The 22,812-nt window shown below is 71.1% G+C and carries 18 protein-coding genes and 1 tRNA gene; 11 read left to right on the plus strand and 8 right to left on the minus strand.

Annotation, left to right across the window (positions count from 1 at the left end; translation table 11 throughout):
* Positions 1-88: 88 nt before the first annotated feature.
* Positions 89-778, minus strand: a complete 690-nt coding sequence (locus tag OG819_RS15365) for a DUF461 domain-containing protein (RefSeq protein ID WP_266649886.1) — start codon at positions 776-778, stop codon at positions 89-91.
* Between the two features lie 647 nt (positions 779-1,425).
* Between OG819_RS15365 and OG819_RS15370 the strand changes: the two genes are divergently transcribed.
* The 6 genes from OG819_RS15370 to OG819_RS15395 all read left to right on the plus strand — a co-directional run bounded on the left by OG819_RS15370 (position 1,426) and on the right by OG819_RS15395 (position 8,100).
* Positions 1,426-1,908: a CarD family transcriptional regulator gene (locus OG819_RS15370; protein ID WP_003953493.1), complete on the plus strand. Its 483-nt coding sequence runs from the start codon at positions 1,426-1,428 to the stop codon at positions 1,906-1,908.
* A gap of 398 nt (positions 1,909-2,306) precedes the next feature.
* Entirely contained in the window at positions 2,307-3,059 is a 753-nt protein-coding gene (gene ispD / locus OG819_RS15375) for a 2-C-methyl-D-erythritol 4-phosphate cytidylyltransferase (protein WP_266625894.1), read from the plus strand.
* Complete coding sequence (gene ispF / locus OG819_RS15380; protein ID WP_266583459.1) at positions 3,049-3,558, plus strand: 2-C-methyl-D-erythritol 2,4-cyclodiphosphate synthase; 510 nt, start codon at positions 3,049-3,051, stop codon at positions 3,556-3,558. Before ispD ends, ispF begins: the two co-directional genes overlap by 11 nt.
* A gap of 170 nt (positions 3,559-3,728) precedes the next feature.
* Complete coding sequence (cysS, locus tag OG819_RS15385) at positions 3,729-5,132, plus strand: cysteine--tRNA ligase (protein WP_266649888.1); 1,404 nt, start codon at positions 3,729-3,731, stop codon at positions 5,130-5,132.
* A 157-nt stretch (positions 5,133-5,289) separates the two neighbouring features.
* Positions 5,290-6,231: a 23S rRNA (guanosine(2251)-2'-O)-methyltransferase RlmB gene (gene rlmB, locus OG819_RS15390; RefSeq protein ID WP_266625890.1), complete on the plus strand. Its 942-nt coding sequence runs from the start codon at positions 5,290-5,292 to the stop codon at positions 6,229-6,231.
* Between the two features lie 153 nt (positions 6,232-6,384).
* Positions 6,385-8,100: a DoxX family protein gene (locus OG819_RS15395; protein ID WP_266649890.1), complete on the plus strand. Its 1,716-nt coding sequence runs from the start codon at positions 6,385-6,387 to the stop codon at positions 8,098-8,100.
* 99 nt (positions 8,101-8,199) lie between these two features.
* Here the strand turns inward: OG819_RS15395 and OG819_RS15400 are convergent, their stop codons facing one another.
* The 3 genes from OG819_RS15400 to OG819_RS15410 all read right to left on the minus strand — a co-directional run bounded on the left by OG819_RS15400 (position 8,200) and on the right by OG819_RS15410 (position 10,850).
* The gene (locus OG819_RS15400) at positions 8,200-8,931 is read right to left on the minus strand and encodes a nucleotidyltransferase family protein (protein ID WP_266433253.1); all 732 of its coding nucleotides are present in this window, start codon (positions 8,929-8,931) and stop codon (positions 8,200-8,202) included.
* 95 nt (positions 8,932-9,026) lie between these two features.
* A complete protein-coding gene (locus OG819_RS15405) occupies positions 9,027-9,476 on the minus strand; it encodes a hypothetical protein (RefSeq protein ID WP_266433255.1) in 450 nt (149 codons plus the stop codon).
* A 237-nt stretch (positions 9,477-9,713) separates the two neighbouring features.
* Entirely contained in the window at positions 9,714-10,850 is a 1,137-nt protein-coding gene (locus OG819_RS15410) for an ABC transporter ATP-binding protein (protein WP_266625885.1), read from the minus strand.
* 225 nt (positions 10,851-11,075) lie between these two features.
* On the opposite strand from OG819_RS15410, the gene OG819_RS15415 reads away from it, so the two are divergent.
* The 3 genes from OG819_RS15415 (at position 11,076) to fxsT (ending at position 17,018) form a co-directional block, all read left to right on the plus strand.
* Positions 11,076-11,152: transfer RNA gene (locus OG819_RS15415), tRNA-Thr, on the plus strand.
* A 174-nt stretch (positions 11,153-11,326) separates the two neighbouring features.
* A complete protein-coding gene (locus OG819_RS15420; protein ID WP_266433299.1) occupies positions 11,327-12,748 on the plus strand; it encodes a hypothetical protein in 1,422 nt (473 codons plus the stop codon).
* Positions 12,749-13,103: 355 nt separating this feature from the next.
* Positions 13,104-17,018, plus strand: a complete 3,915-nt coding sequence (gene fxsT, locus OG819_RS15425) for an FxSxx-COOH system tetratricopeptide repeat protein (protein WP_266649891.1) — start codon at positions 13,104-13,106, stop codon at positions 17,016-17,018.
* A gap of 32 nt (positions 17,019-17,050) precedes the next feature.
* Here the strand turns inward: fxsT and OG819_RS15430 are convergent, their stop codons facing one another.
* The 4 genes from OG819_RS15430 to OG819_RS15445 all read right to left on the minus strand — a co-directional run bounded on the left by OG819_RS15430 (position 17,051) and on the right by OG819_RS15445 (position 20,606).
* Positions 17,051-18,868 carry an HEXXH motif-containing putative peptide modification protein gene (locus OG819_RS15430; protein ID WP_266649893.1) on the minus strand — a complete coding sequence of 606 codons (1,818 nt, stop codon included), beginning with the start codon at positions 18,866-18,868 and terminating at the stop codon, positions 17,051-17,053.
* Positions 18,869-18,885: 17 nt separating this feature from the next.
* The gene (locus OG819_RS15435) at positions 18,886-19,053 is read right to left on the minus strand and encodes a hypothetical protein (protein WP_159055260.1); all 168 of its coding nucleotides are present in this window, start codon (positions 19,051-19,053) and stop codon (positions 18,886-18,888) included.
* Between the two features lie 131 nt (positions 19,054-19,184).
* Complete coding sequence (locus tag OG819_RS15440; RefSeq protein WP_266649895.1) at positions 19,185-20,246, minus strand: trypsin-like peptidase domain-containing protein; 1,062 nt, start codon at positions 20,244-20,246, stop codon at positions 19,185-19,187.
* Positions 20,247-20,303: 57 nt separating this feature from the next.
* Positions 20,304-20,606, minus strand: coding sequence for a trypco2 family protein (locus OG819_RS15445; RefSeq protein ID WP_266625875.1), 303 nt, complete (start codon positions 20,604-20,606; stop codon positions 20,304-20,306).
* Positions 20,607-20,817: 211 nt separating this feature from the next.
* Between OG819_RS15445 and OG819_RS15450 the strand changes: the two genes are divergently transcribed.
* Both OG819_RS15450 and OG819_RS15455 read left to right on the plus strand, forming a co-directional pair.
* Positions 20,818-20,988: a hypothetical protein gene (locus OG819_RS15450; protein WP_266625873.1), complete on the plus strand. Its 171-nt coding sequence runs from the start codon at positions 20,818-20,820 to the stop codon at positions 20,986-20,988.
* Positions 20,989-21,046: 58 nt separating this feature from the next.
* On the plus strand, positions 21,047-22,792 hold the full coding sequence (locus tag OG819_RS15455) for an HEXXH motif domain-containing protein (protein ID WP_266649897.1): 1,746 nt from the start codon (positions 21,047-21,049) through the stop codon (positions 22,790-22,792).
* Positions 22,793-22,812: the final 20 nt, after the last annotated feature.

Raw genomic sequence — 22,812 nt, forward strand, 5'->3', positions numbered from 1 at the left:
CGGCGGCAATACAACGGCACGTACGACGCGACCACACGTGCGACAAAGGGCGGCACCCCTCGGGGCACCGCCCTTTGTGCGTGGTGGATCAGTGGCCGGCCGACGTGGAGACCGTCGCGGTGGCCTTGTCCGTGGCCGTCGCGCTCGCCGAGGCCGCGTCGGTGGGCGTGCCGGTGGCGGTGCCCGTGGCGGAGTCGGACGGCGAGGCCTTCGGCGACTTCGAGGGGGTCGCGGAGCCGGTGGCCGTCGCGCCGGGCGCCGCGGGGATGTTGGTCGGGCCCCACTTGGAGAAGTAGCTCTCGGCCGGGACGACGAACGCGCGCAGCTTCACGTCACCGGTCTTGCTGAAGGTGAAGGTGATCGGCTGGGCGTTGCCGTCCTTGACGGCCGCACCGGGGTTGGTCAGGGCCGCGGAGGCGTTGCCCTCGCCGCCCAGGGTGACGTGGCCGCCGGCGGGGATGGTCAGCTTGCCGCCGCCCTTGGCGGGCGTGATCTGGGCGACGCCGTCGCCGCCGATCTTGACCGAGTCGAGGGTCTGCGGGGTGGTGCCGTTGTTGAAGACGGTCGCGGAGACCACCGCCGGGCCCGTGGACGTCGTGTCGGGCTGGGTGATGACGAGGGCGTTCTGGATCTTGATGTCGCCGACGCTGGTCGCCGCGTTGTCCGGCTTGACCTCCAGCGTCTGTGCGTTGTTGCCGGCGCCGCACGCGGCGAGCGAGGCGAGCGAGAACGCGATGGCGGCGGCGGCGAGAGCGCCGCGTCGAAGGCTGCTGCTCACGGCGGCGGCAACTCCTTGAACGTGGGCGAAGCAGAGCGACTCCGGTGTAAAGCCGCCCTAAGGGTCTGTCAGCGGCCTTAGGTTACCGAGCCGTTCCCGCGCCGCCGCACCCGACCCGCCCCTTGGCTCCCTCGAGCCCTGTCGCGCCGCCCGTGCGCCCCGGTCGTCGGGGTGGTTCGGGTCCGCCTCAGCAGCTACTTTGGGCTTCCGTTCGTCCGCCATTCACATAAGCGGCTGTGAGCGTTGCCGTGAGAGTAGCGACGAGATCCGCTGGGGATTTTCCGGTAAGGAATCCATGGCGGTCCGGAAAATTGATCATCGGTAGATCAACGGGGCCCGTGATCAATTCCGGATTCGTCTCGTACCCGACTCCGCTCACCGAACGGAGTAGCGGAAGTCGCGCTCCTGGAGCGGGACAAACCGGGATGTTCAGACCCTGGTCAGGAACGTCCGGTGTGTGTAACGTACGCGTTTCTCTTGCCCTGGACAGCCGCTCCCACCTGCGAATACCCTCTTCCGCTCCCCCCTCGCAGCACGTTCCTGTTGCGGTTGTCAAGCCCCGAGATATGCCCTGACCTGCGAAAACGCCATTCAGAAGACGCCGTTTCCGTGTTACCCTGGATAGCCACGGAAGGGGTACCTGTCACATGACGTTCAAGGTTGGCGACACCGTGGTCTATCCCCATCACGGGGCCGCGCTGATCGAGGCCATCGAAACTCGCCAGATCAAAGGCGTGGACAAGACCTACTTGGTGCTGAAGGTCGCCCAGGGCGACCTGACGGTGCGTGTGCCAGCGGACAATGCGGAGTTCGTCGGCGTGCGTGATGTGGTCGGTCAGGATGGACTGGACCGGGTCTTCGAGGTGCTGCGCGCGCCGTACGCCGAGGAGCCCACGAACTGGTCTCGTCGTTACAAGGCAAATCTGGAGAAGCTCGCCTCCGGCGACGTCATCAAGGTCGCGGAAGTCGTGCGTGACCTGTGGCGTCGTGAGCGCGAGCGCGGACTCTCCGCCGGAGAGAAGCGCATGCTCGCCAAGGCCCGCCAGATCCTGGTGAGCGAGCTCGCCCTCGCGGAGAACACGAACGAGGACAAGGCCGAGGCCCTGCTCGACGAGGTCCTCGCGTCCTGACGCAGGCAGTTGTCGAGACGGTGGCCGCTCACCCGGCAATCGTCCTGACGTCCACACAAGCCCGCACAGCTGCGCAGTGAAATGCCGCGGTGCCCGATGACGTAATCGCTGTCGCTCGACGCGATGGCTGTCGCCGGGCGCTGCGGCATGTTCGTACCCGCTTCCTTTCGGAAACGTGTGTCTCGAATGCACCTGCGTCCAGTGCGCCTGTGTTCTCGATACCCGCGTCCCCGATACTTGGCGTGCCGGGCCCGGACAGCTTGCTCGACCGGATGTCACGGAAGGGGTCCGGTCAGGGCTCGCGCCCGGCACTGCCCCGAGCTCTCGGCTTCGCTCGAGCAAGGGGCACGCCCAGGCCATACCCAAGCACGCCGAGTACACAAACCTGACAGGAACCGATGTCTGACGATTCGCGCTCCTCGCTGGCCGGAGGCCGTACAGCGGCCGTGATTCCGGCCGCCGGACGGGGCGTGCGCCTCGGTCCGGGCGCCCCCAAGGCGCTTCGCGCGCTGAACGGTACCCCCATGCTCGTCCACGCGGTGCGCGCCATGGCCGCGTCCCGCGCGGTCTCACTGGTCGTCGTCGTGGCCCCGCCCGACGGCGCCGCCGAGGTGAAGGCCCTGCTCGACACGCACGCGCTGCCCGAGCGGACCGATTTCCTCGTCGTCCCCGGCGGGGACAGCCGGCAGGAGTCCGTGAAGTACGGGCTCGACGCGCTGCCCCCCGGCATCGACATCGTCCTCGTGCACGACGCGGCCCGCCCGCTCGTGCCCGTGGACACGGTCGACGCGGTCATCGAGGCCGTACGCGACGGCGCGCCCGCCGTCGTACCGGCGCTGCCGCTCGCGGACACCGTCAAGCAGGTCGAGCCGGCGAGCGAGCCGGGTGCGCCGGAGCCCGTCGTCGCCACGCCCGAGCGGGCGCGGCTGCGGGCCGTGCAGACACCGCAGGGGTTCGACCGCGCCACGCTCGTGCGTGCCCACGAGACCGTCACCGACAACGTGACCGACGACGCGAGCATGGTCGAGCAGCTCGGGGAGCGGGTGGTGGTCGTGCCGGGGCACGAGGAGGCGTTCAAGGTGACGCGTCCTTTGGACCTCGTCCTCGCGGAGGCGGTCCTCGCGCGCAGGAGGGCCAACGATGGCTTCTGAGTCACACGCACCGGCCCCCGTGGTGCTGCCGCGGGTCGGCATCGGTACCGACATCCACGCCTTCGAAGAGGGGCGGGAGCTGTGGTGCGCCGGACTGCTGTGGGAGGGCGCGGGGCCGGGGCTTGCCGGGCACTCCGACGCGGACGTCGTCGCGCACGCCGCCTGCAACGCGCTGTTCTCGGCGGCGGGGCTCGGTGACCTCGGCGCCCACTTCGGGACCGGGCGGCCCGAGTGGTCCGGCGCGTCCGGGGTCACGCTGCTGACGGAGGCCGCGCGGATCGTCCGCGCGGCGGGCTTCACCATCGGCAATGTCGCCGTTCAGGTCGTGGGACCCCGCCCGAAGATCGGGAAGCGACGGGACGAGGCGCAGAAGATCCTCTCCGCGGCGGTCGGCGCACCGGTGTCGGTCTCCGGCGCCACGACGGACGGCCTCGGCTTCCCGGGCCGCGACGAGGGCCTGATGGCGATCGCCACGGCACTGGTGGCGCACACGGGCTGACGCCGGCCGCCGCGGCAGGCGCGGTGGAGGTGGGCTGTCGCGGCACCGGCGGTGCGGGAGCGGGTATGGGAAGCCTCTGAGGGGCGGTCGCCGCTCACAGATGTCACGAATAAGTCCTCCTTGCGAGGGAAGGTCGCGGGGCACTCCCCGGGGCCCACTACCCTGGAGTCGTGACTATTCGCCTGTACGACACCAGCGCCCGGCAGATTCGTGACTTCTCCCCGCTCAAGCCGGGTTGTGTCTCGATCTACCTGTGTGGCGCCACCGTGCAGGCCGCACCGCACATCGGGCACATCCGCTCGGGCCTCGACTTCGACATCATGCGCCGCTGGTTCGAGTACCGCGGGTACGACGTCACGTTCATCCGCAACGTGACCGACATCGACGACAAGATCATCACCAAGTCGGCGGACCAGGGCCGCCCTTGGTGGTCGATCGGGTACGAGAACGAGCGCGCGTTCAACGACGGGTACGCCGCGCTCGGTTGCCTCCCGCCCACCTACGAGCCGCGGGCCACCGGGCACATCACCGAGATGGTGGAGATGATGCGCGGGCTCATCGAGCGCGGGCACGCGTACGAGGCGGACGGGAACGTCTACTTCGACGTGCGGTCCTTCCCCGAGTACCTCCGGCTGTCCAACCAGGAGCTGGACAACCTGCTGCAGCCCTCCGGCGAGGGCGAGACCGGCAAGCGGGACCCGCGCGACTTCGCCATGTGGAAGGCCGTGAAGCCGGGCGAGCCGAGCTGGGAGACGCCGTGGGGACGGGGCCGGCCCGGCTGGCACCTGGAGTGCTCCGCCATGGCCCACAAGTACCTGGGCAGCGCGTTCGACATCCACGGCGGCGGCATCGACCTGATCTTCCCGCACCACGAGAACGAGATCGCGCAGGCCAAGGCCTTCGGCGACGAGTTCGCCATGTACTGGGTGCACAACGCCTGGGTCACCATGAGCGGCGAGAAGATGTCCAAGTCCCTGGGCAACTCCGTGCTCGTCTCCGAGATGGTCAAGCAGTGGCGTCCGATCGTGCTGCGCTACTACCTCGGCACCCCGCACTACCGTTCGATGATCGAGTACAGCGAAGAGGCCCTGCGCGAGGCCGAGTCGGCGTTCGCGCGCATCGAGGGCTTCGTGCAGCGGGTCGTCGAGAAGGCGGGGGGCGTCGTCGAGCCCGCCGCCGAGGTGCCGCCGGCCTTCGCCGAGGCGATGGACGACGACCTGGGCGTGCCGCAGGCGCTCGCCATCGTGCACACGACGGTGCGGCAGGGGAACTCCGCCCTGGCCGCCGACGACAAGGAAGCCGCCGTCGCCCGCCTCGCCGAGGTCCGGGCCATGCTCGGTGTCCTCGGGCTCGACCCGCTCGACGAGCAGCGGGCGGGCGGCGAGGGCGACCGCGGCGAGGATCTGCACGGCGTCGTCGACACCCTCGTCCGGATGGTCCTCGACCAGCGCGAGGCCGCCCGCACCCGCAAGGACTGGGCCACCGCGGACGCCATCCGCGACCAGCTCAACCAGTCCGGCCTGGTCATCGAGGACAGCCCGCAGGGCCCGCGCTGGACGCTCGGCCCCCGCTGAGCGGGTCCCCTCAGGGTCTCCTCGGGGTCTCCCCGGGTCCTCCTCGGCCTTGATCGATTGTGCCGCCCGGGCCTCCGGGCGGCACACTGCATATACGACACTTCAAGTACGTGACTTCGAGTACGTACGCACGCTCGCCTCAACAGACAGGTAGGTCATGGCCGCTAACAACCGCCGCATGTCCGGCAAGAAGGGCGCGCAGGTCGGCAGTGGCGGCCAGCGACGCCGGGGCCTGGAAGGCAAGGGCCCCACCCCGCCCGCCGAGATGCGCAAGGGGCACAAGAAGAACCGCGTCGCGGGCGCCAAGGCGAAGCAGAGCGTCCGCCGTCCCGCCCCCCGGGGCCGCGGCGGCAAGGGCACGTCCGAGATGGTCGTCGGGCGCAACTCTGTCGTGGAGGCGCTGCGCGAGGGCGTGCCCGCGACGATGCTGTACGTGCAGCAGTTCATCGACAACGACGAGCGGGTGCGCGAGGCGCTCCAGCTCGCCGGTGAGCGCGGCGGCATCCACCTCATGGAGGCCCCGCGCCCCGAGCTCGACCGCATGACCAACGGGCTCAACCACCAGGGTCTCGTCCTCCAGGTCCCGCCGTACGAGTACGCGCACCCCGAGGACCTCGCGGCCGCCGCGTACGACGAGGGCCAGGACCCGCTGGTCGTCGCCCTCGACGGCGTGACCGACCCCCGGAACCTGGGTGCCGTCGTCCGTTCCGTCTCCGCCTTCGGCGGCCACGGCGTCGTCGTGCCCGAGCGGCGCGCGGCCGGCATGACCGCCGGCGCCTGGAAGACGTCGGCGGGTGCCGCCGCCCGTACGCCCGTCGCGCGCGCCTCCAACCTGACGCGGGCTCTTGAGGGGTACAAGAAGGCCGGCCTGGTCGTGGTCGGACTCGCCGCGGACGGCGAGGTCGAGGTCGGCGATCTGGAGGCCCTCGGCGGTCCCGTCGTCATCGTCGTCGGCAGCGAGGGCAAGGGCCTGTCCCGACTGGTCGGGGAGACCTGCGACTTCCGGGTGCGGATTCCGATGCCGGGCGGTACCGAGTCGCTGAACGCCGGTGTCGCGGCGGGAGTCGTGCTGTACGAGGCCTCGCGCCGACGCGTCTGAACGACGTCCGAGCGGATATCTGAACAGGCGTTTGAGCGGACGTCTGAGTGAGTGACCCCCGTGGGGCGATCGGGATGTTCGGAATGACCTTGACGCGGTCCGGACAGATCGGCGCAGTCAAAGCAGTGTCCTAAACACACATCACTCGGTTAGATGAGTGTGGACACCAGAACACCCCGCACACCCACGGGGGACCGCTCGTCGGGATTCGACGACGCTCCCGCGCTGAGCATGGTGAAGGTGCCGAGCGATCCGGCGCAGGTCATCGTCAATCATGCGAGCTTCCGCGTGCAGCTAGGCGGCGCGACGCGGAATCAATTCTCGCGCGTCGCACGGCACTTGAGCGCCACCGACGCCGCGTGGATCCCCGGCGCCGGTACGGCGGGCAGGGCGGGCGGCCCGGCCGCAGGAGCCCGCCGCCGTGCGCCCGTCGTCTGGAGCGGAAGGTCCGATCCCGACGACACCGGCGCCCACCGCCTGCTGCAGGCCGTGCGGAGCACCAGCGTGCGCCACGGCGCCGCGGCCCCGGCGGGCGACGCCGGCGCCACCCAGGTCATCCCCCGCGTCGACGAACACCAGGGCTACGCGGACGACTTGACCGTGGAGACGGTCGAGACGCCCCTTGTCGGCAGCCAGCGCGGCCACGACCACGACTCCGCGGGGACCCGGCTGCTGCCCGACATGCGCGGCGTGGACAGCGCGTACGACGAACCGCGCTACACAGGAGGGCAGTTCGCGGAGGAGGGCCCCGAGGACTACGGCGGCGGCACGCCGACCAGGCGGCACGCCTCGGACCCGGTCCGGCACGCCTACTACCCCGGGCGCCGGATGAACCTCGGCGTGGTGCTGCTCCCGCTCCGCGTCTTCCTCGGCTTCATCTCCATCTACGCCGGCATGGGCAAGCTCTGCGACCCCGTCTACTTCGACGGCGGCAAGCGCGGCTCCATGGTCAAGTGGCTGAACACGCTGCACCCTTGGGACGTCGCCGAGCCGCTGCGGCAGTTCGCGCTCCAGCACCCTGTCGGCTCCGGGCTCGTCATCGCCTTCCTCCAGGTCATCGTGGGCGTCCTCACGGTGCTCGGACTGTGGCAGCGGGTCGCCGCCGTGGTCGGTGCGATGCTGTCGGCCGCGCTCATCGTCACCGTCAGCTGGAAGACGGTCCCCGCGTACGACGCGCCGGACATCATCTACCTCGCCGCCTGGTCCCCGCTGATCATCGCGGGCGCCCCCGTCTACTCCGTCGACGGACGCCTCGCGAGCGAGGCCTGGCGCACGCTCGGGCCGCGCGCCGACATCTGGGACCTGCGGCACCGGGTGCTGCGCCGGGGCGCGCTCGTCTCGGCCCTCGTCGTCGGCCTCACGCTGCTCGTCGGCTCGCTCCTCGGCGGTGCCGTCCGTGACGCCGACCGCGTGGTCGTGCCCGGACCGGGCGAGGCCCCGCGCAACGAGCTGCCCGGCTCCCCGCTTCCGGAGGAGCCCGGCACGCCCCGGCACAAGGCCACCACTCCGTCGGCCTCGGCCAAGGCGCCCACCCACGGCAGCTCCTCCTCGCCGTCGGGCGCGGCCACCACGCCGGGTGCCGCGGTCCGCGAGACGGGCGGCACGGTCACCAGCGGCCCCAGCCAGACGCAGGGCACCGGTCAGGCCCCGCCCCAGCAGTCCTCGCCGGTCCACCAGGCCCCGAGCACCAGCGCGGGCCCGACGTCCAGCGGAGGCAGCGGAAGCGGCAGCGGCAGTGGCAGTGGTCGCGGCGGCGGCGGCACCGGCTCGGCCGGCGGTACCTCCTCCGGCGGTTCGAGCGGTGGCGGTGGCGGTGGAGGCGGCACCTCCGGCGGCTCGGACAAGCTGGTCGGCGGTCTCCTCGGGTAACGCCTCTGGCAGTACGAGGACGGGCCCCGCACATCAGATGTGCGGGGCCCGTCCTCGTACTGTCTGGAGGCCCGTCCTCGTGCTCTCTGGAAGGGGTTCTCAGCGTCCCAGTGCCGCGAGCTCCTTCGCCGCCTCCGTGAGGTCCTTGGCGGTGTCGATGGCACGCCAGTAGGCGCCCTGCGGGAGCGAGAAGCCGGCCAGGCGGCGTTCGCGGGCCAGGTGCGGGAACGTGGTGCGCTCGTGGTCGCCGCGCTCGGGGAGCAGGTCGGCGAACTCGGCGGAGAAGACGTAGACGCCCGCGTTGATCTCGTACGTGGTCGGCGGGGACTCGATGAAGTCCGTGACCCGTCCGAAGCCGTCGGTCTCGACGGCGCCCCACGGGATGCGCGGGCGGGCCAGGGCGAGGGTCGCGACGGCGTCGCGCTCGGTGTGGAAGTCCGCCATGTCGCGCAGCGAGAAACGGGTCCAGATGTCGCCGTTCGTCGCGTACCAGGGCCTGTCCGGGTGGGGGAGGTGCGCGGCGGCGTACTTCAGGCCACCGCCCCGGCCGAGGGGCTCCGTCTCGACGACCGTCGTGATGTTGACCGGCAGGTCGGCCGAGTCCAGCCACTTCTGGAGGACCTCGGCGAGGTGGCCGCAGGAGACGACGACGTCGGTGACGCCCTCCTCGGCGAGCCAGGCCAGCTGGTGACCGATGATCGGGGTCCCGGTGCCGGGGATCTCGACCATCGGCTTGGGCCGGTCGTCGGTGTAGGGACGCAGCCGGGAGCCCTGACCACCGGCCAGGACGACGGCTTGAACGGGGCGAGACGCGGCGTTCGGATGGGTCATGCCCGAACTGTACGTCGCGCCCCGCTCGCGGCTTCCGTCGGCAACCGTTCCCTTAAGCAGCTGTTACCTGACAGGGCAGGTGTGGCCGGTGGGGCTCAGATATGCGTGGCCGCGACCCCCGATGCGAAGGACGTGTCGCAGACGGGGCGCGCGAACGCCTGGGCGCGCGTCGGACCGTACGCGCGGACCGCGGCACGGCCGAGGGCGCGGGCGATGGAGACGCAGTGCTTGGCGAGCGACGGGCGGCCGTTCACGGCCTCCTGGAGGTGGGTGAGGGCGACGCCGGGGTTCTTCTCCTGGAGCTCCAGCAGGAGCCGGTCGCGCAGCACGTCCTGCGGGGCACGGGAGACGGCACGCGAGGAGACGTCCGAGGAGGAGGCGGTGAGCACCGAGTCCGAGGAGTTCCCCGACCAGTTGACTCGGGTGACCGCGAGGGTCCCGGAGAGCACCAGGACGACAGGCAGAACGAGGGCGAGGGTGCGACCGATCCGGCGCGCGGGGCCACGGCCACGCCGGGTCCGTTGGTTAGTGGTGGAGTGCTTCACGCGAGTGAGGGTAGCGCGGGGTGATGATTTGGCGACATTTAGTAATCAGTTCGGGGGATAGATGAACGGCTTTCGCTGGGCGGTGAGTTGACGTACACGGATCGAAATGACCGGCTTGCCGGGGTATTTGTCGACAACGAAGAGGGCCCCACGGCGTACCGTGGGGCCCTCTTCGTCAGCTTGGGTGAATTCGACCGCGTCGCGGTCTTCGTCCCCCCGACTTGCTTTTCGCAGGGATCAGTCGGAGAGGCGCTCGCCCGTGGAGGTCGAGAACACGTGGGTCTCGCCCGGCCGCGGCACGACGTGCAGCGTGGAGCCCTTGTCCGGGACCGCGCGGCCGCTGACGCGGACGACCAGGTCCTTGACCTCGTCGCCGACCTTGACGCTGCCGTAGACGTAGGCGTCGGCGCCGAGCTCCTCGACGACGTTCACCGTGACGGCGTGGCCGGCCGGGGCGTCCTCGGTGTCCTTCGACAGCGACTTGGCGGCCTCGCCGTTGTGCTCGACGATGTCGAAGTGCTCCGGGCGGACACCGACCGTGACGGTGCGGTCGCCCTTGTCCGCGGCGGCCTTCAGGGCCTCGCGGTTCACCGGCACCACGGAGTTGCCGAACTTCACGCCGCCGTCCGTGATCGGGACCTCGACGAGGTTCATGGCGGGGGAGCCGATGAACCCGGCGACGAAGAGGTTCGCGGGACGCTCGTACATGTTGCGCGGCGAGTCGATCTGCTGGAGCAGACCGTCCTTGAGCACGGCCACGCGGTCGCCCATGGTCATGGCCTCGACCTGGTCGTGGGTGACGTACACGGTGGTGATGCCGAGGCGGCGCTGCAGCGAGGCGATCTGCGTACGGGTCGAGACGCGGAGCTTGGCGTCGAGGTTCGACAGCGGCTCGTCCATGAGGAAGACCTGGGGCTCACGCACGATGGCGCGGCCCATCGCGACACGCTGGCGCTGACCGCCGGAGAGGGCCTTCGGCTTGCGGCCGAGGTACTCGGTGAGGTCGAGGATCTTCGCCGCGTCCTCGACCTTCTGGCGGATCTCGGCCTTCGGGACGCCGGCGATCTTGAGCGCGAAGCCCATGTTGTCGGCGACCGTCATGTGCGGGTAGAGCGCGTAGTTCTGGAACACCATCGCGATGTCCCGGTCCTTGGGCGGCAGGTGCGTGACGTCGCGGTCGCCGATGCGGATGGCGCCGGCGTTCACGTCCTCGAGCCCCGCGAGCATGCGGAGCGAGGTGGACTTGCCGCAGCCGGAGGGACCGACGAGGACGAGGAACTCGCCGTCCTCGATGTCGATCTCCAGGGCATCGACGGCGGGCTTCTCGGAACCCGGGTAGATCCGGGTCGCCTTGTCGAACGAGACAGTGGCCATGGTGAGGGGCCCCCTTCACCGGCAGGAACGTGCCGGACGATCCGTTGTAAAGGTGGTGTCCACCGTGAAGCTTTCACGGTGGTGTAGTCCACAAGAGTGAACTGGATCAGGACGGTACCTCGCGTTCACCTGGTCTGTCAGTAGCTGGAGGGCTGTGAACTTCGCGGAAATTTTCGAGAAGGCACGGCTGGGACGTGGGTACACTGCACGGGCACACGCGTGCAGGCCTCCTTAGCTCAGCTGGTCAGAGCGCCGCTCTTGTAAAGCGAAGGTCGTCGGTTCGAATCCGACAGGGGGCTCCAACAGCGCGAACAACACGGACATCCCGCGGTGATGCCCGTGCTTTTCCCTGCCGTGCCCCGCTTTACGGCCTTACCCTGTTGGGCACCATCAGGGTGCCGCGCCAGCTGTGTGGAGGTAACGGGGTGAGAGGGCGCAGTCCGGATCGGGTCCGCAACGAGCTCATTGTCTCCATCGTGGACGCGTTGCAGGGTTCGGCCACGGTGAGCCAGACGAGCAGCCGCGAGATCTGGCGGGATCTGCTGGCCGGTGAACTGGCCGCGCCCGTGGAACCCTTCGGCGGGGATCGGCTACGGCCCTGGCTGTTACAGGTGGTGAAGGAGTGCACCACCGTCGGTGACGGCCTGGCTTGCCTGGTGCGGTCGCTGGAGTACGTGGAACAGCAGTCGGCGACGGTCGCCGGGCTGTGGCCGCTCGTGGACGAGTGGGAGGCCGTCGACTTCTTCAACAACACCGATCTCGGTCACCTGCGGCCCGTCCTGCTGGCGATGGGCTCCACGGACCTGGCCGTCATGGCGCGCCGCGCGAGCCGGTCCCGCGTCCAGGAGCTTCCCGGGTGGTGCCAGACGGGGTGGCAGGTCTTCCTGCGGCTGGCGGGCGAGAACTCCCCGGCGGGTGAACTCCCGCCCAGCATGGCCTTCCTGGCGCTGTCGGCCGACCGGCTGATGGAGGACGGCCAGGCGGACGCCGCCGAGGTGCTGCGCCGCTTCAACCGCACCCAGGCCCTCGCTCTGGGCATGGAGGACCTGCTCTCGGACTGGCAGCACTCGGACTTTCCGCAGCCCGAGCCCTCCCTCGTCCCCGCGTATCTGATGATCCAGTTCGAGCCGGACCGGATCGAGACGGACCGGTACTACCTCTCGCACTGGCGCCAGTCCGACTCCGAGGGCTGGCACCCCGTGCGCGGCGAGACGGTCCACCTGGGCCGGGAGGAGCTCCCGGGCGCGGTGGAGCGGCTGATCGAGGAGGCCGAGGAGAAGTGGGCCGACCTGCGGCAGCCGGTGATCCTGGAGTTCATCCTGCCCTGGGAGCTGCTCAACGAGCCGGTGGAGTGGTGGTCGAAGGAGTCCGGCTCCGAGGCCCCGACCCCGCTGGTCATGGACTATCCGGTGGTGGTGCGCAGCATCGAGCGGCTGCAGCGGGCCGCCTGGCACCGGCCCTGGCACCACAAGTGGCGGCAGCTGCGGGAGCGCCCGGCGGACAGCCACCCGCACTGGAGCAGCCCGGCGAAGGACGAGACGTACTTCTTCCACCTGGAGCGTGAACTGAAGGAGGACCGGCACGCGGTGTGCCTGGTGCTCAGTCAGCCCCCCGGTGACGACTCGGGCACCGGCCGCCGCGAGATCCTCGCCGGCCTGCGGGCCGGGGTGCCCGCGATGATCTGGCACCGCAGCGACTGCGCGGACCCGAAATTCAGGGACGCCATCGGCGAGATACTGCAGGACCGGGGGCTGGGCAGCCTGGCGGAACGGGTCGGGGAGTGGCGCAAGGACGCGCTGGCCCTCGGCCCCGGTGCCTGGGACGGGCACGTGGGTCGCCATCTGGCCATTCTGCTCGACGACCCCGAGCGCAAGCCGAGTCCGCCCGGACCGGTGTAGGCCGTCATGCCCCGACGGCCCGGGACGGGCCTCCGACCGGCGAGCGGAGGCGGACACCCCATGGTCTTGCACACGCCATCGCCGACTGTCAGGCTATTGACGAGACAGAGCCACCGGCTGTCCACAGGGGGCAAGTACCATCCGGCGATTGACTTTCGGACCCTTCTGCCGTCTCCTGTGGCCTGCCATGTTGCACCGCAAGCAGACCACTGCCAGGCTTGGCACGTGGATGTCACGCATGCCCGCGGACTGCGGGACTCCTCCTCGGTGCTCCCTCCGTCGTCGGGCATGACCGGACGTTCTGAGGGCGCCGCTTATGCAGTGTGACGACGATCCACGACCACCATCGGCACCGGTGTCTGACGATGCGACACCAGGTGTGGTGTCGCTTGCTCTGCGTGGCCTCGGGCAGGTTTCTTCGGCACATCCACCCGAGGTACTGCTCGTGGTCGACGACTACGTGACCATGCGGGTCTGGGACGAGGCGGTCACCCGACTGGCGGACGAACTCGCCCGTGAGGAGTCACTGGGTCCGATCACCCGCTTACGGCTGCTGAGTTCGGACGACACCGAGCCGGGCCGGATCCGGCTGGAGCACCTTCCCTCGCCCGTGGGCGAACGCCGGGTGGTGCTGGTGCTGACCGACGGGCTGGCCGCGGGCTGGCGTTCGGACGCGGTGCTGCCGCTGCTGCGCGAACTGGGCCGCTCCGAGCCGCTCGCGGTCCTGCATCTGCTGCCCGGGCGGCTGTGGTTCCGTACCGGCTTGGACGTCTACCGCATGCGCCTGGGCTCCGCGCGTCCCTGGGCGCCCAACGAGTCCCTGCGCTGGGAACTGCGCACCTCACCCCTGGAACCTGTGGACGACGACACGGCGGCACGGGCCGGTGTGGTGCCCGTCCCGGTCCTGGAGTGGACCGGTCACTCCCTCACCGGCTGGGTCGACCTGGTGACGGGCCGGGCCTCGGAAGGCGTCGAGACGTCGGGCGTGCGGGCCCGCGACTGGAAGCGGCGGCCGGACGCCGCGCGTGCCGTGCCCTGGGTCGACGACGTGCCCGACCCCGCCAGCGCCGTACCCCCGTGGGAGCGTGTCTCGGAGTTCCGGGCCGCCGCCTCGCCCACCGCGTTCGCGCTGGCCACCCGCCTCGCGGCGGCTCCTTTGACGCTGCCCGTCATGAGCGCCCTGACGGCCTCGGTGCCGGGTGCCGGACCCGCCCACCTCACCGAGCTGCTGATGAGCGGTCTGGTGCGGCCCGCGGGTGCGGAGGCCGAGCGCGCGGCCGACGTGGTCTTCACCTTCGGCCCGAACATCCGCCAGGAGTTATTGGCGCTGGCCCGCCGCCGGGACACCATCCGCGTGCTGCACGACGTATGGGTGCTGACGGCGGACCCGGATGGCTCCGACCCGTTGCTGCCCGCCGCGGACGAGCTTCTCGAGATGCCCGATGTGCCGCCCGTGACCCCCCGGAACGTGGCGTTCCTGCGCATCGAACTGGCCGCGCTGCGCGCCCTGTCCGGACGCTTCCTGCCCCAGGCCGAGCGTCTCGCGCGGGCGCTGCGTGCGTATGACCTGCAGAACACGGTCAACCTGGGCAAGGACGCAAGTACCCACAGGCAGCACCCGATCGCCGCCACCCCGGCCCGCCGGGATGCCGCACACGCCCCGAGGGGGCACGAGACAACTTCAGAAGGAGCCACGGACATGGCGACCACGCAGCAGCCGACGGTGGAGAGCGCGCGCGCGACGCAGCCGCGCATCTGGGGGAACATTCCCCCGCGCAATCCGAACTTCACCGGCCGCGTGGACCTTCTGGAACGACTGCGGGAGCGCCTTCAGGAAGGCACGACCACCGTGCTTCCCGAGGCCATCCACGGCATGGGCGGTGTCGGCAAGACCCAGATGGCGATCGAGTACGCCTACCGGCACCAGTCCGAGTACGACGTCGTCTGGTGGGTCCCCGCCGAGCGCCCCGGCCAGATCGGCCAGTCCCTGGTGGAACTCGCCCAGCGGCTCGGCCTCGGCACCAGCCCCGAGGCCAACATCGCCGGTCCCGCGGTGCGCGAGGCGCTGCGCGAGGGGCGGCCTTACTCCCGCTGGCTGCTGATCTTCGACAACGCGGACAGTCCCGAACGCGTCCGTGACTACTTCCCCACCGGTGGCAGCGGCACCATCCTCGTCACCTCCCGCAACCGGCGCTGGAGCGTCGTCGGCCCCTCCCTGGAGGTCGACGTCTTCAGCCGGGAGGAGAGCAAGGAGCTGTTGCGCCGCTCGGGTTCGCCGGGAAACCTCGACGATGCCGAGGCGGACCGCCTCGCCGAGGCCCTCGGTGACCTCCCGCTCGCCCTGGAACAGGCCGCAGCCTGGCGGGCGGAGACCGGGATGCCGGTGTCGGAGTACCTGCGCCTGTTCGAGGACAAGCGCAGTGAACTCCTCGAGGTCTCCCCGCCCCCGGACTACCAGCTTCCGGTCGCGGCCGCGTGGAACGTCTCCCTGGACCACCTGGAGACCCGCAGCCTTACCGCTCTGCGTCTGCTCCAGCTGTGCTCCTACTTCGCACCCGACCCCATCTCGCGCTCGATCTTCTCCGGTCTCGGCGGCTCCAGGATCGACCCCGATCTGGACCGGGCCCTCAACGACCCGATGCGACTCGCCCGCGCCATTCGGGAGATCAACCGCTACTCCCTCGCCCGCATCGACCACCGGACCAACTCGATCGAGATGCACCGCCTGGTCCAGGCCGTGCTGATCAACCGCATGGCCCCCGAGGAACAGAACCGCATGCGCAGCGGGGCCCACACCCTTCTGGCGGCCTCCGACCCCAAGGGACCCAACCAGTCGGTCAACTGGCCGCGCTACGCCGAGCTCTACGGCCATGTCATCGCCTCGGGCGCGGTCGAGTCCGACCAGCCGTGGGTGCGCGATCTCGTGATGAACGTCGCCAAGTACCTGTGGTACTGGGGGGACCACAAGGTCGCGCGCGAGTTCATGGAGCAGGCCTGGCAGACCTGGCGGGAGCTGTTCGGCGAGGAGGACCAGCAGACGCGGCTGATGGCGTGGTGGCTGAGCTTCGTCTATCTCAAGGTGGGCCGTTACGACGATGCCTCACAGCTCGTGGCCCAGCTCAAGGACGTCTATGCCCGCACCGCGCCCACGGACCGGGAGGACACCCGAGAGGACGCGCTGGAGACCCTGAACCTGGAAGCCGCCGTGCGACGCGTCCAGGGGGACTTCGCCGCCGGGGCCGAGCTGGACGAGGCGGCCTACGACCGGGCCCGCCGTGCCTTCGGCGAGGACGATCCCACCACGCTGGACATCGCCCACAACCTCGGGGTGAGCCTGCGGCTGGTCGGTGAGTTCCAGCGCGCGCTGGAACTGGACCAGCACACGCACGCCCTGAAGGCCCGGCTGTTCGGGCGTGACCACCCGCAGTCGCTGATCACCGAGGCGAGCATCGCCGTCGACGTGCGTGAGACCGGCGACTACGTCGGCGCGCGGTCTCTGCAGCAGGCGGTCGTCGACGGTTTCCGCGCGGTCTTCGGGGCCGGCAACCCCTCGACGCTGGGTACCGTGCGTCAGCTCAGCGAGGCGTCCCGCAAGGAGGGCGACCCGGTTACCGCGCTGGCCCTGGCACGCGAGGCGTTCGACCAGTTCACCCGTCGGTACGGCGACACGCACCCCGAGACCGTGACCGCGTCCCTCGCCCTGTCGGTGGCGCTGCGGCACAACGGTGAGCTGGAGGAGGCCCGCGACCGCGGGGAGAAGGCGCGCGAGCGCTACCGCAGGCTGTTCCAGCCCGACCACCCGCACGTCCTGGCGGCCGACATCGACCTCGCTGTGACGTTGCGACTGTTGGGCCGGGTGCAGGAGGCCAAGCGGCTGGACGAGACGGCGCTGGAGTCGCTGACCGAGCGCCTCGGGGCGGGCCATCCGATCGCGCTGGCCTGTGCCATCAACCTGGCGAGCGACCTGAGCGAGCAGGGACAGTCGGCCGAGGCCCGCCGACTCGGCGAGAAGGCACTGGAGCTGTGCCGGGAGCGACTGGGCGAGGACCACCCCACCACACTGGTGTGCGCGGCCAACGTCTCCCTCGACCTCATCGCCGTCGGCCAGGAATCGGAGGGCGCGGCCCTGCACGCGGCCACGTTGGAACGGATGGAGCGGGTCCTCGACGCGCCCCGGCTGCGCTCCGCCGAGCCCGCGCCGCACCCGGCGACGCTGCAGACCCGGGCGATGAAGCGGGCCAACTGTGACATCGACCCGATGCCGCTGTGAGGTGAGGGCCGAGGCCGCGCGACCGCCGCCGGCTACCGCGAACCCGTGGGTGAGGCGAGCCAGGCGGCCAGGCGGACGGCGTCCGGTGCGGCACCGGTAGCGCGTAACAGGGCTTGGTGGACCGCCCGTGCCCGCTCGGGCCAGTGGCAGAGCAGGTGGGCCGCCGCGGGTTCCGTGCCCGCCGCCTTCAGGGCGTGCCCGAGGCCCGCCCAGGCGCCGGCCCGCTCGGGTTCGACGGCCAGGTGGGCCCGGTAGGCGTGCTGGGCCGCCGTGGCGTCTCCCGCCGCCAGCAGCGCGTCGCCGGGCAGGGCCCCGGTGACGTGGGCCGCGGCCTTCTCGGGGTCTTCGGACGGCGGACGTTCGTCGGGAGTGGTGCTGAGGTGGCGGCGGGCGAGCATGGCCATGCTGTCCAGCCAGCGTGCGGACGGGTCGGGGACGAGGTCGGGCTCGGCCGCCAGGGCGACGGGCGGTCCGCTCGCCCCGGCCAGCCAGGCGCGTACGGCCTCCTCCACCGCGGGCGCGGGGGGCCGCAGGTGGTGGACCCGCCAGCGGGCGACGTGGTCGGCGGCGCACAGCCGCGCCAGCGCCAGTTGCTCCTCGGGAACCGGCTCCTCGAGCCACTGCGCGCAGTGGCCGCGCAGGGTGTCCAGCAGAGCGGCACCGAGCGGTGTGCGACGCGGATGGCGGTGGACCTGTTCCAGCGCCGTGGCCACATGGGTCCGCCACAGTGCGAACTCGAAGTGCGCGATGGCCTTCTGGGCGTCGGTCTTCTCCCGGTGGGCGCGCCAGAAGCGGGCTATCCCCACGAACGCGTAGATGCCCTGGAGCAGCCCGTCGAGAGGTCGGGGGTCGTCGCGCCAGGGCGCGTACCACAGCTCCGTACTCACGTCGGCACCGTCGGTCAGCAGAGGTGTCAGGTGCAGGAGGCCGCCCAGTTTGGTGTGCTGGAACTCGTGCACGAGGGTGACCGCGAGCTGAACGGCGTCGTCGGGTTCCGAGGCCTCGATGCCGCCGAAGGCGTCCCCCGACGTCACGCTGCGCGGCCGAAATCTTTCCCTCGCCGGGGTGGGAGTCAGCGAGAACACCCCCCGCCGCATGGCCTCGGCCGTCCCGGGCAGTTCCCGCAGCAGCACCCGCCAGGCCCGCTCCAGCTCCTTTTGCCACTGCGTCACCGCCTCCTCGGACAGCGGGCGCGGCTCGGTCGGCTGCGGATACGTGCGATACGGGTCCAGGTCGTCCAGCGCCACGTCGAGCTGTCGCCCGGTGGGGCCGACCGCGAGCCTGCGCACTTCGTGCCACCCCGGTCCGGCCGACCCGGGCCCAGGCGGTACGGCGATCGTGGCGCCGGCCGTCTCCACCACCGTGCGTCCGCCCTCGGAGCGCACGGTGGCCGTCGTCCAGGGCTCGGTCGTCGGCAGTACCGCACAGCCGAGGGTCGGCAGCGGCACCCGGCCGTGTCGAACCGGGACCTCGATGCTGAAGTCGAGCTCCGCGCGTAGCGCCGCCACGGCGGCGAGCGCCGAGAAATGGCCGAGCACCACCCACAGCGGCTCGTCCTGCGGAATCGACCCGCGCAGCCGACGTAACGCGGTGGCCAGCCACATTCCCGTCTGCGGATACATCAGCAGTTCGTCGACGACGGAGGGCGAACGTCGCTGCGCCTCGCTGAGGAGGTCCCAGGCGGGACCCGGGCCCATGGCGTCGTCGAGCATCCGCAACAGCAGCAGACGGCGGCTGCGTTCGGCTTCGAGCAGGAGGTCCAAGGTGGTCGCACCGCCTTCGCCACGGGCCAACTCGGCCAGCGCGGCGGAGGGCAGGTGATGGTGCGGCGGGGACGGCTCAGCACTCATGGGCGGCCCTGGCGTCGTCAGTCGAAACGCTCCGCAGGGTTGAAGTCGCTGACACTGGCCTGCGGCAGGTCGATGCGTTGCTGCAGCTCCTCCAGCGACGCGGCGAGAACCCGGCGGTCAATGGAGCGCAGCGTTTCAAGAGATACCCCCGCGAGATCGACCAGGCTGGACTCGACGGCGGCCACAGACGGCTCCATGACGGCCAAACCCCTTCCCCCCCGGCTGCGTTGTGGATGCGGGCTGCTCACATCCCCCTGATAATGGCCCGCTGTACGGAGGATGAAACCCCGCCCCCGCGGGGCGGCGCGATATCAGGTCAGCGGCTCTCATCGGCTCGGCGGTGGCGCCGGGACAACTCCACCGCTTCTTCGTCCATGCGGGCCACCCCGGCGGAGTCGCCCTCCACCAACCGTATCGCCTCCAGGAGTTGGTCCAAGGTCCCCGGATAGCGCAGGCAGGTCCGCAGGATCCCGAACACGTCCGGTCTCAGTGCCGGCGTCCTTGGACTCATGGCCGCGACGGCCGGGTCGATGCCGGCCAGGACCAGGGCCAGGGTGGTGCGGTCGCTCACCGTGGGCAGTGCCGTCAACGCGCTCACCAGGCCGTCGAGTTCGCGCAGCGGCAGATCGTCGCGGAGCTCCGCCAGACTGACCGGGCCCGCGGCGGCGGTCCGTACGGGCGGGAAGCGGGGCAGCTCGGGAGCCGACGAGGGAAGGCCGGCGCACTCGTGCAGCAGGGTCAGTTCGGACCTGGTCAACAGCTCGTACCAGCGCTCCACGCGGACGGCGGCGAGGCGGCCGAGGCCGTCCGTGCGGTGGTGCGCGCTGACCAGGCCGACGATCGCGTCGTCGTGCCAGACCGCCGCGCCCGACATGCCCTCCCAGGGCGACCGGTTCGGCTCGGCGTCCGACTCGGGCGCCGTGACGGCGAGTTCGAGCGTGCCCTCGCGGCGGTTGGACAGCACCGAGGTCCTGCCCGTCGCGTGGCAGGAGTCGCGGTACTGGGACGGCGAGCCGTCGTCGAGCCGGCGCATCCGGTCCTCGCGCAGTTTGAACCGGGGGAAGCCCATGGCGCTGCACGGCAGCACGAGGTCCGCGTCGGCCAGGGCCCCGTACGAGGGGGCTTCGGTCGCCCTCGCGTGGACGCCTCGCGGCGCGGGTCCGTCGAGCTCCAGGAGCGCCACGTCGGCGGTGTCGGAGGCCAGTACCACCCGGGCGGCCACGGTCCACTCGTCGGAGAGGTCGGCCTCGAACCGTACTTCGGTGGTTCCTGGTCCCGCGTCACGGACGACATGAGCGGCGGTGAGTACCCACCAGGGACCCACCCGATAGCCGGAACCGCGCCGCCCGGGGCCCCGCCCCGCGGGCGGTCGCACCATCACCTCCGCCACTCGGACCGGATCCAGTCCGCGGCGCGGTTCCCGTTCCGCCACGGCTCAGCGCTCTCGTTCGGCCTCGGTCCCGCTCACCCAGGGGGCCCGTCCGCCGCCGCTGTGGGTGCGCGGGTCGAGCGTCAGCTTCACCCGGTGCGTGACGCTGTCCGCCACTCGTCCGTCCGCGCCCGCCTCGACCACCCAGAAGCGGATCTTGCCGCCCGCCGTCGCCGACCGCTCCACGACCACGGCCGCCTCCAGCTCCACCGGACCCACCTCGAAGTACAGATCCTCCCCCTGTGCGGCCGTCCGGGCCGCGGTCAGTTCCCTGCGCAACTCCTCGATCAGTTCAGCGAGTTCAATCACACCCGCTCTCTACCCGCACCGCCCGTGCTCCCACCGCCCTTCCGTCACTCGATCCGGGTCGATTCCGTGCTGTGGCCCTGCGTGACGGGGGCGATGCGCTAAAGTCCGTAAGTGGCCCGAAGTAGCCGAAAAGGCAATATTCTTTGAATATGCCATATTTGGGATATGCAGGGCCTGAACGCATCACCTTCACTCTCACAGGGGCGCTGCCATGGAAAAGTCCGGAGTCGAGTCCGAGCTGATCGACCTCAGCGACATTCCGCTGGACGCGTGGCCCTGTCTGGATCTGCCTTCCGCGCAGACCTCCATGCTTCGACTGCTCAGCCGTATCGACGATCCCGCGAGCAGCCTCGGCGGTTACCAGCCGCAGCGTGACGCGTAGCGGCACGACGAGCACCGCACCGCCGCACCCTCCCCAGCAGCAACGAACAGGCCTTTCCATGCACCAGACGGCCCGACCCCACGCCCTGTCACATGTCCTGCCGTCGCAGTCGTTCGAGGAGCTGCTGGGCGGTGGGGGCGGCCCCGCGACGGTGGACAGCCTGCGCGTGAGCGAGTGGAGCTGGCGGCTGCTCGTCGTCCGGGCGTTGCTGGACTCGGCCGCGACGGCACCGGCCGGCCCCCTGCCCCCCTTGGCGGACGGCTGGACGTTGCTGTCGCGCGCCTGGGCCGTGTCCAAGGAGGCGGTGGAAGGCCTGCTGGCGTATCCGGCCGTGGGCGTGTGGGCGGCACACACACTGCGCCGGCTGCGCGGAACCGCCCAGGACGACGCACCCCTCTGGACGGACACCGGGCACCTCCACGCGATCGCCGCGGCCGCGGCCGTCCGCGTCGGCCTGGAGTTCCACACCGACGTCCCGGTCCGTCACGGCTGGGTGGTCCTGCCCGCGCTCGGGGCGATGCGGGTGCCCGGCCGGGCGGACTGGGACGTGGCCGAGGTCTCCGCCTGCGCGGGATCCGTGCGGATCGCCGGGCACCGGCTCGGGGGGCCGGACTGGCACGCGCTGACCGAGCTGCGCGCCGACGGCTGCACTCTGCTCCTGGACGACACCGACCCCTACCGCGACCTGCGTAAACCGGCCACGGTGGAACCGGTCGGCTCCGCCGCCGAGTGGCAGGAACTGTTCGCCCCCGCCTGGGACATCCTGCGGCGCACCGACACCGAGGTGGCCGGGGCGCTGGCGGGCGGGATGGTGTCGGTGGTGCCCCGGCCGCGCACCGAGAGGTTCCGGCCGCACAGCGCGTCCTCGGGCGACGCCTTCGGTACCGCCCTGGCATCGGCCCCGGACGACGCCGAGCAGTTCGCGTCGACGTTGGTGCACGAGTTCCAGCACAACAAGCTCAGTGCGTTCATGCACCTGTTCACCCTGTACGACGACCAGGGCACCCGCCTGCACTACGCCCCTTGGCGCGACGACCCCCGGCCCCTGGGCGGCCTGCTCCAGGGCGTGTACGCCTTCTTCGGCGTCACCGCGTTCTGGCGGCGGCGCGGCCATGCCCTCGGGCAGTTCGAGTTCGCGCTGTGGCGGAGCCAGACCGCGTACGCGCTGCGCGCCGTCGGCTCGGCGGACGGGCTCAACGACCTGGGGCGGCGGCTGGTGGCCGAGCTGACGCGGCGCATCGAGCCCTGGCTGGACGAACCGGTCGACGCGCGGGTCCGGGCCGCCGCCGCTCTGGCGGTCGCCGACCACCGTGCCACCTGGCGCGCCTACCATCTGCGGCCCGCGCAGGGGACCGTCCACGCCCACGCGGCGGCCTGGGCCGACGGAAGCCCGCTGCCCAGGGCGACGGACGAGGCCGAGTCCGTGCCCGTGCCCGTCCCGGGCAGTCCGGCGCGCGGCATCGACACCCGGGCGGTGCTGCTGCGATGGCTGCTGGCGGACCCGGAGGGCTTCGCGGCGCTGCGGGACGACCCCGGCGCGGTGGTCGCCGGCGCGCGTCCCGAGGACATCGCCCTGGTGGAGGGCCGCACCGTCGAGGCCCTGGGCGCGTTCCGCGCACGTATCGACCGCGGCGAGGGCGACCCCGAGACCTGGGTGGGGCTCGGCCTTGCGGCACGGGCCGCCGAAGACCCGGCCGGAGACGGCCTGCTGGCCCGCCCGGAACTGGCGATGGCCCTGCACACCGAACTGGACGGACGGGCCGGTCCGCTGGAACTGGGACGTGCCCTCGCGGACCGCACCTGATCCGAGGGGCGGCCCCTGGG

Source organism: Streptomyces sp. NBC_01549, assembly GCF_026339955.1.
Taxonomy (GTDB): domain Bacteria; phylum Actinomycetota; class Actinomycetes; order Streptomycetales; family Streptomycetaceae; genus Streptomyces.